At 64.9% G+C, this 13,509-nt stretch carries 10 protein-coding genes; 7 read left to right on the top strand and 3 right to left on the bottom strand.

The features are described from left to right. Nucleotides 1-254 precede the first annotated feature (254 nt). Entirely contained in the window at nt 255-2,540 is a 2,286-nt protein-coding gene (locus C8J98_RS18415) for a DUF1631 domain-containing protein (protein WP_107914757.1), read from the bottom strand. A 78-nt stretch (nt 2,541-2,618) separates the two neighbouring features. Beyond that, nucleotides 2,619-2,909 (bottom strand): Trm112 family protein, encoded by a 291-nt coding sequence (locus C8J98_RS18410; RefSeq protein ID WP_107914755.1) that lies wholly within the window; start codon nt 2,907-2,909, stop codon nt 2,619-2,621. 76 nt (nt 2,910-2,985) lie between these two features. On the opposite strand from C8J98_RS18410, the gene purE reads away from it, so the two are divergent. Together purE and C8J98_RS18400 are read left to right on the top strand one after the other, a co-directional pair. Further along, nucleotides 2,986-3,501, top strand: coding sequence for a 5-(carboxyamino)imidazole ribonucleotide mutase (gene purE, locus C8J98_RS18405; protein WP_107914753.1), 516 nt, complete (start codon nt 2,986-2,988; stop codon nt 3,499-3,501). Next, nucleotides 3,498-4,652: a 5-(carboxyamino)imidazole ribonucleotide synthase gene (locus tag C8J98_RS18400; RefSeq protein WP_255417752.1), complete on the top strand. Its 1,155-nt coding sequence runs from the start codon at nt 3,498-3,500 to the stop codon at nt 4,650-4,652. The genes purE and C8J98_RS18400 overlap by 4 nt, the downstream gene beginning before the upstream one ends. 175 nt (nt 4,653-4,827) lie before the next feature. Here C8J98_RS18400 and C8J98_RS18395 read toward each other — a convergent pair whose 3' ends face one another. Next, complete coding sequence (locus tag C8J98_RS18395; RefSeq protein ID WP_107914751.1) at nt 4,828-5,406, bottom strand: Fe-Mn family superoxide dismutase; 579 nt, start codon at nt 5,404-5,406, stop codon at nt 4,828-4,830. A gap of 108 nt (nt 5,407-5,514) precedes the next feature. On the opposite strand from C8J98_RS18395, the gene grxD reads away from it, so the two are divergent. The 5 genes from grxD (at nt 5,515) to C8J98_RS18370 (ending at nt 12,695) form a co-directional block, all read left to right on the top strand. Further along, the gene (gene grxD, locus C8J98_RS18390; RefSeq protein WP_107914749.1) at nt 5,515-5,838 is read left to right on the top strand and encodes a Grx4 family monothiol glutaredoxin; all 324 of its coding nucleotides are present in this window, start codon (nt 5,515-5,517) and stop codon (nt 5,836-5,838) included. Continuing rightward, nucleotides 5,835-6,608, top strand: coding sequence for an SDR family NAD(P)-dependent oxidoreductase (locus tag C8J98_RS18385; RefSeq protein ID WP_233260287.1), 774 nt, complete (start codon nt 5,835-5,837; stop codon nt 6,606-6,608). The genes grxD and C8J98_RS18385 overlap by 4 nt, the downstream gene beginning before the upstream one ends. Before the next feature lie 59 nt (nt 6,609-6,667). After that, complete coding sequence (locus tag C8J98_RS18380; RefSeq protein ID WP_107915004.1) at nt 6,668-7,264, top strand: YhgN family NAAT transporter; 597 nt, start codon at nt 6,668-6,670, stop codon at nt 7,262-7,264. A 187-nt stretch (nt 7,265-7,451) separates the two neighbouring features. Then, a complete protein-coding gene (locus tag C8J98_RS18375; protein ID WP_107914747.1) occupies nt 7,452-9,161 on the top strand; it encodes a lysophospholipid acyltransferase family protein in 1,710 nt (569 codons plus the stop codon). Between the two features lie 267 nt (nt 9,162-9,428). After that, nucleotides 9,429-12,695, top strand: a complete 3,267-nt coding sequence (locus tag C8J98_RS18370) for a carboxypeptidase regulatory-like domain-containing protein (RefSeq protein WP_107914745.1) — start codon at nt 9,429-9,431, stop codon at nt 12,693-12,695. Nucleotides 12,696-13,509: the final 814 nt, after the last annotated feature.

Below are 13,509 nucleotides of genomic sequence, written 5' to 3'. Positions count from 1 at the left end.
TCGCCACCTGGGCGTGTGCCGGTTGCGGCGCGAAGAGAAGCGTTGACGCACCGATGGCGCACGAAGCGACCGACGTCATGAGTCGCCGTATCAATCTGGACATGCTCGTCTTCCCTAAAGACCGCACGGACTGCGGCGCAAGGGATGCTAGCAACGGCTCAGGAGCAATTCTGTAGGCGATCGCCTACATGTGATCTTTTTCGCAAAAGACCGAGCATGGGTCCGTTCCCCGGCGACGGGGAACGGTCGCGGCCTCAGGCCGCAGCGTTCGGGTCTGGCTGGCGCAAACGCTCGACGATGGCATCCATGGCGCGGTCGAACAGCAGCGACGAGTCGAGCAGACGCGCCGTGCCGTTGGCAAAAGCCTGGGCGAGGCCGGCGAGGCTGTGGTCGGCCACCTTGAGGCCGCGACGATTGACGAACAGGAAGCGGCCACTGATGGGGCTGACCCACGACAGCTTCGCGCGATCTGTCGCGCCGTCTTCGGCCGTGAACTCGAGCCACTGGCCGACCTTGAGCTCGCGCGCCTGGGCGAGGTTGCGCTCGTCGAAGGCTTCGTCCAGCAGGCCCTCGTTTTCGTCATCGAGTTCCGGCCCGAGCGTCGGCTCTTCGATCGCCTGGATTGCTTCGGGCAGCGGCATGACGCTGGAGACGAGGGTGCCGGACTCCGTTTCCGGGGTCGATTCGCCGAGTTGCTGGCGGTAGAAGGCATGCAACTGGCCGAGCAGTTGTTCGGTGTCGCTTTCCTGGAAGGCCACCGAGGCCAGGCCACGGCGCAGCGAGCGCTCGATGCCGGGCAGCAGCGAGCGCACGTCGCGACGACCGTTGAGGTCGTACACCGGGCGCGCGCTGGCGATGAAGTCGTCGATGAAGCGCAGCGACTCGCGGAACTCGGGCGCCTCGTCACCCTGGCGAAGCAGGGTGAGCACGATGTAGTTCGCCCAGGCACGCGTGAGCACGCCGTAGATGAGCGGCGGGAGTGCCGCGCCGCCGACGCGGCTGACGATTTCCGATGCCGCGCGGCGACGCGCCTGCTCCAGCTTCTCGCGGCCCCGGGTGGACTCGGCGACGCGCTGTTCGGCCAGCTCGGCGCGCTTGCGGCTGATGTCGAGGAATTCCTGCAGCTCGCTGGCAAGGCGCGTGAAGATGACGACGTCGTCGTCGAAGTCATGCAGCAGGCGCTCGACGATCGACTTGACCTTGTCGAACAGGCGCCCGTCGCGATCGCCTTCCGTCGACCAGCCCTTGGCGGCATCGGCGAGGGCGTCCAGCAGCTGACGCGCCGGGTGCGACTTGTGCGCGAACATCCGACGGTCGAGCAGGGCCACCTTGAGGTAAGGAATCTGCAACCGGGCGAGCAATACCTGCATTTCGGCCGGAAGGTTGTGATCTTCGAGAATGAACTCGAAAAGCATGCCCACCAGGTCGATCGTGTCTTCGTCCACGCCGGACACATGCGAGGTGTGCTGACCGCGGAGCTGGCCGATCTGCGCGAGCAGCTGCTCCTTGAGGTGAGCGACATCACGCGTGACGTCGGCCTGCGTGGCCAGGGGTGTCGCATGCGATGGAAGGCTGGCGATCTGGCTCTGCAGCAGGGTCAGCGCGCCAAGCAACTCGCCGGCGCTGGGCAGCGGACCCGTCTGGATCGGGGCGGCCGTGGCCGCGCCCATGACCATGGACGCGCTGTCGCGCCGTGCGGAAAACAGGGCGTGCAGCGACTGCATGAACTCGGCGGCCGCGGCATCCGTCACCGGTGCGCTGGCGACGGCCTGCTGCGGCGCGACGGCCGTGGTGGCCGGGCCGATGGGCGCCGGCGCATCGCTGCGGCGGGTCGAGATTTCATGCCGCAACTGCGGAAGCACGCCAGCGGCGGCCAGTTCGTTGTTGATGTCGTCGTAGAGCTCGTCGATGCCGGCGAGCACGTAACGGTCGAACAACTTGTAGATGATCAGCTTGACGCGGACTTCGACCATCAGTTCGCGCATGGCCTGCCGGAACGCCGAGGCAAGGGCGGCGGGGCCGACCGGATTGGAGGCGTCGTCCATCTTGGTGCCGCCGCAGATCACGGACAGGCGCTGGTTGACGGCGAAGAGGGCGCGCGCAAGGCGCTGTTCGTTCTTGCCGATCATGCTGGTGATGGCAAGCGACTCTTCCAGCTCGTTCTCGCCGACCAGGCTCAGCTCGATGTTGGCGAGCGGGCGGGCGGCGCCGTCGGCGTTCGGTGCGCGCGTGCGGCCGGCTGAAAAATCGGCCAGGTCGCGGGCGACCTGGCCGAGGAAGGTTCGCTCGACGATGGCGCGCTTCTTTCGGACTTCGCGCATGCCGTCGAAGAACTGGGTCTGTGCCGCGTTGTTCTCCGCCTTCTCGGCGAGGTCGAACAAGGCGTCGTCGATGTTCTCGAACATATTGGTCGCAAGCGCGTGGAGGCGCTTGGTGGCGAGCCCCCGCACCGTGACCAGGAGCTCGCCCACGCGCTCGCTGCGCGGGTCGAGGCGCTGGCTCAGGTCGACGACATTGGACGGCTCGCTCGCGTTGGTCATCACGCTTCTCTGGATTCTTACTGGCCCCCGCCCGAGGGGCCATTGTGCGGGAACGGATGCTTTAAAGTGTGACTGGCATCACGGATTTTGCGCGAGGCCGGATTCCGTCGTAAAGCCCTGCAGCTGGGTCGTGCCGATGCCCGCCTCGGGCAGCATGACGGGAATGCCGTCCTCCACCCGATAAACCAGCTTGCCGTCCGTGGTGATGAGCCCTTCGGTGATCGCCTCGGTAACCTTCTCGCCGGCGACCGTGTCGAGGCTACCGGCGCGGATGGCGCCATTGAGGTTGTCGCGCTCGGTCGCGGTGAGCGGGCGCAGCGGTCGCTTGCTGACGGGGCAGCAGAGGATGTCGATAAGACGCTTGTCCATGGGAGCGGCCGCGAAGGGCCAACCTGTATGTAGATCGGGAATGCACTTACAATAGCGACTTTTGGGTGCTCCGGCCATGACTTCCAACGAGGTGAACGAGGCGAACGCACCGCGCGTTGGCGTGGTGATGGGCTCGCGTTCGGACTGGGAAACGATGGAGCACGCCTCCGCCACGCTCACCCGCATGGGCATCGTCCACGAGGTCCGCGTGGTCTCGGCCCACCGTACACCCGACCTCCTGTTCGACTACGCCGATACCGCCCGTGGCCGTGGCATCCAGGTGATCATCGCGGGTGCCGGTGGCGCCGCCCACCTGCCTGGCATGCTCGCCGCGAAGACGGCGCTGCCTGTTTTCGGCGTCCCGGTGCAGTCCAAGGCCCTCAACGGCATGGATTCCCTGCTCTCGATCGCGCAGATGCCGGCCGGCATTCCCGTGGGAACCCTTGCCATTGGTCGCGCCGGCGCGACCAATGCGGCCCTGCTTGCCGCCTCGGTACTGGCCCTGCATGACGCCTCCGTTGCCGCGGCGCTGGATGCCTTCCGCGCCGAACAGACCCGTTCCGTCCTCGACAATCCGGACCCGCGTACGTGACCCGAAAGCTGCCCACGGTCGGAATCCTCGGTGGCGGCCAGCTCGCCCGCATGCTCGCACTGGCCGCCGCGCCGCTGGGCGTACGCACCCTGGTAGTCGACGGCTCGGCCGACGCCTGTGCCGGTCAGGTCAGCGAGCTGGTCGTCGCCGACTGGAACGACGACGAGGCGCTGGAAGCCTTTGCGGCGCGTGTGGACGTGGTCACTTTCGATTTCGAGAACGTGCCCGCCAGCACGGCCGAGCGCCTGGCCGGGCTCGTCAACGTGTTCCCGAATCCGGGCGCCTTGTCCGTCGCCCAGGATCGCCTGGCCGAGAAGACCCTGTTCCGCGCCTCTGGCCTGAACACGCCGGATTTCGAACCCGTGGACAGCCGCGACGACCTGGTCCGGGCCGTAGCCCGGATCGGCGCGCCGGCCATCCTCAAGACCCGCCGCCTGGGTTACGACGGCAAGGGCCAGTTTCGCCTGAAGACCGCCGACGACATCGACGCCGCGTGGGCGGCGCTGGGTGAGGCGGCCGCGTCGGTCGGGCTGATCCTCGAAGCGTTCGTACCGTTCGAGCGCGAGCTGTCCGTCGTCGCCGTTCGCGGTCGCGACGGGGCGTTTCGCACCTGGCCGCTGACCCGCAACTGGCACGTCGATGGCGTGCTCTCGCTTAGCCTGGCACCGGCCCCCGGTACTTCGGACGCGCTGGAACAGGCGGCCATCGGCCACGCCCGCACCATCGCCGAGACCCTCGACTACGTGGGCGTTTTCGCCCTGGAGCTGTTCGTCTGCGGCGGCGAACTGCTCGGCAACGAGATGGCTCCCCGCGTGCATAACTCCGGGCACTGGACCATCGAAGGCGCCCACACCAGTCAGTTCGAGAACCACATACGCGCCGTGCTCGGGCTACCGCTGGGCGACACCGGTGTACGCGGGGCCAGCGCCATGCTCAATTGGATCGGCGAGATGCCCGACCCGACGCCAGTCCTTTCGACGGCCGACGGCCACTGGCACGACTACGGCAAGGAAGCGCGACCCGGCCGCAAGGTGGGCCACGCCACCCTCTGCGCTCCGGACGCAGGCAGCCTGCGGACCAAGCTGGCCGACGTGGGTGCCGCCCTTGGCCGCAACGAGCAGGTCGCCCCGGCCGTCGACCTTCTCGGGTAAGTGTGGGAGCCGCTTCAGCGGCGTGTGGGAGCCGCTTCAGCGGCGATCCCGCGGTAGCGGGCCAGGTCACGGCAAGCACCCATCGCCGCTGAAGCGGCTCCCACAGAAAGCCTACCCACAACGAAAAAGGCCGGGTCTTGCGCCCCGGCCTTTTTGCTTACCTACATCTGGAGACTCAGGCGAGGTTCTTCGCCGCGAAGTCCCAGTTGACCAGGCTCCAGAACGCTTCCAGGTACTTCGGACGGGCGTTGCGGTAGTCGATGTAGTAGGCATGCTCCCACACGTCCGCGGTGAACAGCGGCTTGTCGCTGCCGGTGATCGGCGTGGCGGCGTTGGAGGTGTTGACGATGGCCAGGGAGCCATCCGGGCGCTGCACCAGCCAGGTCCAGCCCGAGCCGAAGTTGCCGACGGCGCTCTTGGTGAACTCTTCCTTGAACTTGTCCACGCCGCCAAAGGCCTTGGTCAGGGCGTCGGCAAGCTTGGCCGGCGGCTCGGCACCGCCCGGGGCGCGCATCGAGTGCCAGTAGAAGGTGTGGTTCCAGACCTGCGCGGCGTTGTTGAAGATGCCGCCCGAGGAGGACTTCACGATATCGACCAGGTCCTTGCCCTCGAACTCCGTGCCTTTGATCAGGTTATTGAGGTTCGTGACGTAGGTCTGGTGGTGCTTGCCGTAATGAAACTCGAGGGTTTCAGCGGAGATGTGCGGCTCCAGGGCGTTCTTCTCGTAGGGCAGCGGGGGAAGTTCGATCGCCATGTGCAGGACTCCTTAGCGGTGGCTGGGGGAAAGAAAACGAAGCAGGGCGCTTGGCGCGGCACTGCTACACTACGCAACTATCAGCATTCTAATGATGAAACCCGACCTATGGACGTCGTAGACGAGATCAAGGCCATCGTAGCGGCGCACCCCATCGTGCTTTTCATGAAAGGCACGCCGGAATTCCCTACCTGCGGCTTCTCCGATCGCGCGGTAAAAGCGCTCGAAGCCGCCGGTGCGACGTTCTTCTCGGTCAATGTCCTGGCGGATCCGCGCGTGCGCGCTGGCCTGCCGCATTACTCGAACTGGCCGACGTTCCCTCAGTTGTTCCTGCTAGGTGAATTCATCGGCGGTTGCGACATCGTCGAGGATCTGCATGCCGCCGGTGAACTCAAGCGGATGGCGGCGGAAGTCGCCGGGGCCGAATCGTGAGTGCATGGGCGTCCGTAGGCCTGCCTGAAGGTTGGGCGCCGGCCGCCGGCTCGCTGGTCGGCCGCGTCGTCGTGGTCACCGGGGCTACCGGCGGTCTCGGCGGTGAAACCGCGAAAGCCGTCGTGCGCGCCGGTGCGACCGTCGTCATCACCGGTCGCAAGGTGCGTGCACTGGAGAAGCTCTACGACGAGCTGGTCGCCATCGGCGGCGCCGAACCGGTCATCCATCCGCTGGACCTGGAAAGCGCCACGCCGAACGACTACGCCGCGCTTGCCGAGGGCCTGGAGAAAGAGTTCGGCCGGCTCGACGGCGTGGTCCACGCCGCCGCGCATTTCAACGAACTCACGCCCATCGCCATGCACAAGCCGGACGACTGGCTGCGCGCGATGCAAGTAAATGTTTCGGCGCCGTTCGCGCTCACCCAGGCCTGCATGCCCCTGCTGACGAAGGCTGGAGACAGCGCCGTCGTCTTCGTATTCGACGACGCCGACCTGGTCTCCCGTGCACACTGGGGTGGTTACGGCGTGTCCAAGGCGGCCGTCGAGCGCATGGCCGCTGTGCTGCACGCGGAAAACGGCAAGGGCAGCATGCGCGTGCATGCGCTGCTTCCCGCGCCGATGCGCACGGCCCTGCGCCGCGCCGCCTATTACGGTGAAAACACCCTCGAACGACCGCTGCCGACGGCCTCCGCTGAAGCCATCGTTTACCTGCTCTCGGGTGCCGGCGCGGATGCGCGCGGCGCCGTGCTCGATATTCGCAACACCCACTGACGTACCGCGCTGCCCGTCGCAAAGGGGCAGCCGCAAAGGAGTTTCAAATGGAAGCGCAGATGACGACGTTGTCCGCGGGCATCCTGCTGTTCCTGATCATGGACCCGCTGGGCAATATCCCGTTGTTCCTGGCCCTGCTCAAGGACGTGCCGCCGCAGCGCCGCCGCAAGGTGATGGTGCGCGAGCTGTTGATCGCCCTCGGCGTACTCATCGGCTTTCTGCTCGGTGGCCAGTACATCCTCAAGGTGCTGCAGCTTCGCCAGGAATCGGTCAGCATCGGCGGTGGCATCGTGCTGTTCCTGATCGGCATCCGCATGGTATTTCCGCCTGTCGAGGGCGGCGTGTTCGGCAAGCAGGGCGAGGGCGAACCGTTCATCGTGCCCATGGCGATTCCCGGCGTGGCCGGTCCCTCGGCGATGGCCGCCCTGCTGCTGCTGACCAATTCCCAGCCGGGCCGTACGGCGGAGTGGGGTATCGCCCTGTTCCTGGCCTGGCTGGCGACGGCAGTCATCCTGCTCAGCTCCACCTTCCTGTTCAAATGGCTGGGCGAGAGCGTTCTCACCGCGCTGGAGCGCCTGATGGGCATGCTCCTGATCGCGTTGTCGGTGCAGATGTTCCTGACGGGTCTGTCGGCCTACCTGCACATTGCCGTATGAACATACGAGGCAGTAGGGTTGCTGTCATAATTCCCCGCGAGCATGTCCGGGGGTAGGCGCCGTCTACCTCCGGGCATGGGTCGAAGCCCCCACAAGGGGCACTGAGGACGTTCGAAGGTATGAAAAACACGACTCCGCCCCGGCCCCGCACGGTTTTCTCCGTCCGACGTCACAGGGAGCCCAAGTCATGCTGAGCATCGATCAGACCCTGGCCGAGCGCATCCCCTGGCTGGACCAGCACCCCCTTCTTCGCAAGCCCCTCGTCGGCATGCTGGAAAAGCTCGCCCACGAAACTCGCTTCAACAAGACGCTCGACCACGCAGGCGCGGCGCTGGGCTTCGATTTCTGCGAACGCACGCTGGACTACCTCGGCGTCAGCTGCCGTATCACCGAGCGCGAGCGCGAGAACATTCCCGTCGAGGGGCCGCTGCTCGTCGTCGCCAATCATCCGCTGGGCATGGTCGACGCGATCGCCCTGCTGCAGATGATCGGCAGCGTGCGTCGCGACGTGCGCATCCTCGGTAACGACGTGCTTGCGGCCGTGCCGCAGCTCGGTCCGTTGCTGTTGCCCGTGGACGTGTTCGGCAAGGGTGGCGCATCGAAGATGCGCGGCATCTTCCGTAGCATCGAGGCCGGCGAAGTGCTGGTGATCTTCCCGGCGGGTGAAGTGTCCCGCATGGGCGCTGGTGGCGTGCGTGACGGCAAGTGGTCCGACGGTTTCGCGCGCATCGCCATGCGCACCGGCGTGCCTGTATTGCCCGTACACATCGCCGCGCGCAATTCAGCCATGTTTTATGGTCTTTCCATGCTGGCCAAACCGCTCAGCACCGCGATGCTTCCGCGCGAAGCGACCTCGGGGAAACAGCGCGTGGGTTTCCGAATCGGCAAGCTGGTCGACGCCATCGAGATCAAGCAGCTCAGCGGCGGCTCGCCCGAGCAGGCCGCCAAGCTCATGCGTCGCCACGTTTACCGCGTGGGTCGCGGACGCGACCTCGTCTTCGGTGGACAGACCCCGCTGGCGCATCCGGAACCGATCGAGCGAGTGGTGGCCGAACTCGACAAGGCTGAATTTCTTGCCGACCTGCCCGATGGCAAGCGCATCCTGCTGATGCAGGGTTCGCAAGATAGCGCCGCGCTGCGCGAGATTGGCCGCCTGCGCGAACTCACCTTCCGTCGCGTCGGCGAGGGCACCGGCAAGCGTCGCGATCTCGACGCCTACGATCCGTACTACGAGCACCTGGTGCTTTGGGATCCGAAGGCTTTGCGCATCGTCGGCTCCTACCGCTTCGGGCACGGCGGCCGTCTGATCGCGGAGCGCGGTATATCGGCGCTCTATACCTCAAGTCTTTTCGATTACTCCCCGGCGCTGGAATCGCGCCTGGCGCAGGGACTTGAGGCCGGTCGCAGTTTCGTCGCACCGGCGTACTGGCGTTCGCGCGCGCTCGACCACCTGTGGCAGGGCATCGGCCTCTACCTGCAGCGCAACCCGGAACTTCACTACGTGTTCGGACCGGTGAGCATGTCGGTCAGCATGCCGCGCGAAGCGCGCGAGTGGATCACGGTGGCGCACCAGCATTTCTTTGGTGTTGAAGGACTTGCCGCCGCTCGCCTGCCCTTTGTCGTCCCCGATGCCACCAGCGTCGCGATCCGTGCCGAGCTGGAAGGGCTCGATCCGGCCGCCGGCCTGGGCAAGCTCAAGCACCGCCTCGACGCCCTCGGTGTCAGCCTGCCAGTGCTCTACCGCCAGTACGTCGATCTGGTCGAGCCGACAGGCGTCCAGTTTCTTGCCTTTGGCGAGGATCCGGAGTTCTCCGGATGCGTGGACGGCCTCGTCATGTTGGATCTGGCTTCCCTGAAACCTGCGAAGCGAGCGCGTTACCTGGGTAAAACTGCTTGAATTTCATAGAGGTGCGCGGGAAGGGCGCGCCTCTAGGAAAAAGTGGTATTTATCAATGTCACGTGAAAATGTTACGAATCTGTCATAGAATCCCGTTAAAGTTCGCTTAACAAGTGTCGCCGCCCGGAGCCATTACGTGATCCGGGTCACACAGGCGGCACCATAAAAAATTGGGGAACGCTCAACGACTGAGTCAGCCCGGCCCAACGGCCAGGTGGCCTTTCGTTCGGCCGAATTTTCGTTGCAAGTCACAGGGCAGACCATTAGATGAATAGCCGTATCCGCGCCAAACTTCTGCCGCTCGCGATCGCCTCGCTGCTCGCGGCACCTGCCTTTGCGCAGGACACCTCTTCCGCCATCAGCGGCCGCGTCCTGGACGCCGCCGGCAAGCCGGTGGCCAACGCCGACGTCAAGCTCGTCCACGAGCCGTCCGGCACCACCAAGATCGTCCAGACCGATGCCGAGGGCCGTTACTCCGCCCAGGGCCTGCGCGTCGGCGGTCCATTCGACGTCACCGCCACCAAGGGCGGCCAGACGGTTGCCGAGCAGACCAACGTGTTCCTGCAGCTGGCGCAGACCAACGCGGTGAACCTCACTGCCGAGCAGGCTGCCGGTGCGAGCGCCCAGGCACTCGAAGGCGTGACCGTTTCGGCGAACTCGCTGTCGCAGACGTTCTCGGCGGACAACAAGGGTCTGTCGACCAACATCTCGAACAAGGAACTGGAGTCGATCCCGACCCCGGGCCGTTCCATCCAGAACGTCGTCCGTCTCGACCCGCGCATCGTGGTTTCGGATCGCGCACGCGGCGAAATTTCGGCTGTCGGCCAGAACAGCCGCTACAACAACATCACGGTCGACTCCGTGTCAGCCAACGATCCGTTCGGCCTGAACGCGAACGGCCTGCCGACGCTCGGCACGCCGATCTCGCAGGACGCGATCCAGGAATACAACATCTCCACCGCGAACTATGACGTGGCAACGCGTCGCGGCGTCGGCGCCAACATCAACGCCGTCACCAAGAGCGGTACGAACGACTTCCACGGTTCGGTCTACTACGTATTCCAGAACCAGAACATGATCGGCGACAACGAGCTCAACAAGCCGTACGCCGGTTTCGATCGCCAGTTCACCGCAGGCGGCACCGTCGGTGGCCCGATCATCAAGGACAAGCTGTTCTTCTTCGGCCTGTATGAGAAGAGCAAGCAGATTGGTTCGGGCAGCCCGTACGGTCCGTCGGATTCGGGCGCCGCGATTCCGGTCAAGAACCTGACGACGGCACAGCTGAATTCGATCCGCAGCATCGCCCAGAACCTCGGCCTCGGCGATATCGGTACGGTCGGCGGCGGTAACCAGAATCTCCAGGACAAGCGCTATCTCGGCAAGCTGGACTGGAACATCACCGACAACCACCGCGCCAGCTTCACCTATAACGAGACCAAGGAACAGAAGCCCATCATCACGGGCTCCGACACCAAGCTCGTGCTCTCCAGCGGCTGGTACAACACCACGGCGGACAACAAGTCCTACGCGCTGCACTTCTACGACGACTGGTCGGACATCTTCTCCAGCGACACGACGGTTTCGTACGCCAAGTTCGACCAGAACCGCGTGCCGAACGGCCCGGACATGCCGGACGTGACGGTGTACCCGACCACGTTCGCCAACGGCGGCGCGGTTGAGTTCGGTTCGGAGTTCTCCAGCCAGGCGAACGTGCTGAGCGTGAAGTCCTGGAATGCCGCATGGGCCGGCTCGCTGTACCTCGGCGACCACACCGTGAAGGGCGGCTTCGACTACGAGAAGGACGACTACTACAACCTGTTCCTGCAGGGTGCCTTCGGTAGCTATACCTTCGAAGAACTGCCGGCCGGCCAGGGTGCCAACAACGGTCTGGCCAACTTCGCCAACGGCAACTACTGGAAGTACTCGTACAACCGCCCGGCCAACGGCCTGGGCCTGTCCGATGTCGCCGCCAAGTACAGCCTGCAGCAGTGGGGCGTGTTCCTGCAGGATACCTGGCAGGCAACGCAGAACCTGTCGGTCCAGTACGGCTTCCGCGTTGACATCCCGCTGATGAACGACAAGCCGCTGTACAACGCGACCTACGCCAACGCGTACGGCCAGACCAACCAGTACAACATCGACGGCCATCGCATCTTCCAGCCGCGCATGTCGTTCAACTACCAGTTCAACACTGAGCACATGACGCAGCTGCGTGGTGGCGCCGGCCTGTTCGTGACCAACCAGCCGGCGGTGTGGCTGGGCAACATCTTCTCGAACTCCGGCGTGACCCAGACGCAGTTCGTCTGCGGACCGAACAGCGGTGGCGTAGCACCTTGCACGGGCGCCAACCTGCCGGCATTCAGCCCCAACGCCAACGCTCAGAACGACGGCCGTGCCGGTGGCCAGATGACGGTTAACACCGTCACCAAGGACTGGAACATCCCGACCGCCTGGAAGCTGAGCCTCGGCTTCGACAAGGAGCTGCCGTGGTGGGGCCTGATCGCGACGGTCGACTATGAGCATATCGACCAGCGCGATGCCATCTACTTCAAGAACATCAACCTGGGTGCGCCGGTGCGCTCGGCACCGGACGGTCGCGATAACTACTTCCTGACCAACGGTGCGACCAATTCGACCGGCCAGCGTTCGCGCGCCAATGCCAACTCGAAGTTCTCCGGCAGCACGATCGAGCTGGGCAACACGAGCAAGGGCGAGGCAGACAGCCTGGCACTGTCGATGAAGAAGAACTTCTCCAACGACTGGTCCGGCATGGTCGGCTTCACCTGGACCCGTTCGACGGAAGTCAACCCGGGCACGTCCAGCGTCGCCAGCTCGAACTACAACAACAACTTCGTTCTCAACTCGAACGAAGACAAGGCCAGCACGTCGAACTACTCGACCCCGCGTCGCGTGATCGCCGCCCTGACCTGGCAGCACGCGTTCTTCGGCGACTACGCCACCACCGCCAGCATGTTCTACGACGGCCATTCGGCTGCCCCGTACACATGGGCCTTCGGCAACGACGCCAACGGCGACGGCCTCACCAACGACGTGGCCTTCGTTCCGAAGGAAGGTCAGGTGGAGTTCAAGGCCGGTACCAGCGCGGCGCTGCAGCAGTCGTTCTATGACTACATCCAGAACAACGATTACCTCAAGCACGAGCAGGGCAAGACGGCCGCGCGTAACGGCGACCGTGCGGGCTGGATCAACCAGATCGACCTGAGCTTCAGCCAGGAAATCCCGGGCATCTTCAAGGGCAACAAGGGCCTGATCAAGTTCGATATCTACAACTTCACCAACATGCTGAACAAGCATTGGGGTATCGAGAAGCGCGTGAACTTCCCGGGCGGCCGCGGTCTGGCCGACTACGCCGGTATCGACACCGCGACGAACAAGTACATCTACGACATCACGGGCAAGAATTACTCCTCGGGTAATAACTACCAGCCGCTGGCCATCCCGACCTACGTCAACAACAACGACGACCTCGCCCAGCGCTGGTCGGTCCAGCTGACCGTCAAGTACACGTTCTAACCCCTGTAGGAGCCGATTCATCGGCGATGTGGGAGCCGCTTCAGCGGCGATAGCGCTCGGGGCAAAGGACCGCCCCAGATCGAAGCCGGCACCCCAAGGGCGCCGGCTTTTTTTTGGCTCATCGTGGATTACCGGGGCCGGGCGCTCGGCTTTCAGGCCGGCATTCTTTCGCACCTTGCACCTCGCCCATGGCTCGCCTTCGGCTTCGCGGGCTCGGCTGCGCCCTCGCTCTCTACACTTGGGCGCTTCGCGGGGGAGACCTTGGTGCCCACCCTCGCAGCTCAGACAGTCCTCCGCGTTTCGTAGGGGAAAGGCCGCTGCGCGGCCCGCGTATCTATCTGGCCTACGGCCGCTCCACTTGTGCGGAACTCGCCTCGAGGGTGGACACCAAGGTCTCTCACGACGATACGGCTGAGTGGAAGGAGAGCCGTTGCGTGGTTCGTCGCCGGTCCCGGCCGCTGCCGGAACCCCGGGCGGATGCGGAAGCTGCGGGTACCCGGTTGCCGAACACCTTCCTCGCGCCTGTGCGGCGTGCTGCCGACGATGCTGCTGCGCGCTTTGGCTCGACCCGCGCGAGCCTCAGGGCCCGGGAGAGCCTTCGGTGCCCACCCTCGAGGCGAGTTCCGCACAAGTGAGCGGCCGCAGGCCAAATAGATACATGGGCCGCGCAGCGGCCTTCCGGACCGAACGCGGAGGACTGTCTGAGCAGCGAGGGTGGGTGAGGTGGTCTAATCTTTCTGGACATCCCGAGAGGGCTTCACAGCCAGAACGAGGTGAACCATGGGACGCAAAGACATTACGCAGGCTCAGCGGG

Origin of the sequence: Luteibacter sp. OK325, assembly GCF_003050935.1 — a bacterium.
Classification (GTDB): Bacteria; Pseudomonadota; Gammaproteobacteria; order Xanthomonadales; family Rhodanobacteraceae; genus Luteibacter.
Note: the sequence above shows the minus strand (reverse complement) of the source record. Positions and strands in the feature narration are given on the sequence as shown.

Excerpts from the sequence above, each read along its gene's own strand:
- C8J98_RS18415 (WP_107914757.1), bottom strand. The coding sequence starts at position 2,540 with ATGACCAACGCGAGCGAGCCGTCCAATGTCGTCGACCTGAGCCAGCGC.
- C8J98_RS18410 (WP_107914755.1), bottom strand. The coding sequence starts at position 2,909 with ATGGACAAGCGTCTTATCGACATCCTCTGCTGCCCCGTCAGCAAGCGA.
- purE (WP_107914753.1), top strand. The coding sequence starts at position 2,986 with ATGACTTCCAACGAGGTGAACGAGGCGAACGCACCGCGCGTTGGCGTG.
- C8J98_RS18395 (WP_107914751.1), bottom strand. The coding sequence starts at position 5,406 with ATGGCGATCGAACTTCCCCCGCTGCCCTACGAGAAGAACGCCCTGGAG.
- grxD (WP_107914749.1), top strand. The coding sequence starts at position 5,515 with ATGGACGTCGTAGACGAGATCAAGGCCATCGTAGCGGCGCACCCCATC.
- C8J98_RS18380 (WP_107915004.1), top strand. The coding sequence starts at position 6,668 with ATGACGACGTTGTCCGCGGGCATCCTGCTGTTCCTGATCATGGACCCG.
- C8J98_RS18375 (WP_107914747.1), top strand. The coding sequence starts at position 7,452 with ATGCTGAGCATCGATCAGACCCTGGCCGAGCGCATCCCCTGGCTGGAC.
- C8J98_RS18370 (WP_107914745.1), top strand. The coding sequence starts at position 9,429 with ATGAATAGCCGTATCCGCGCCAAACTTCTGCCGCTCGCGATCGCCTCG.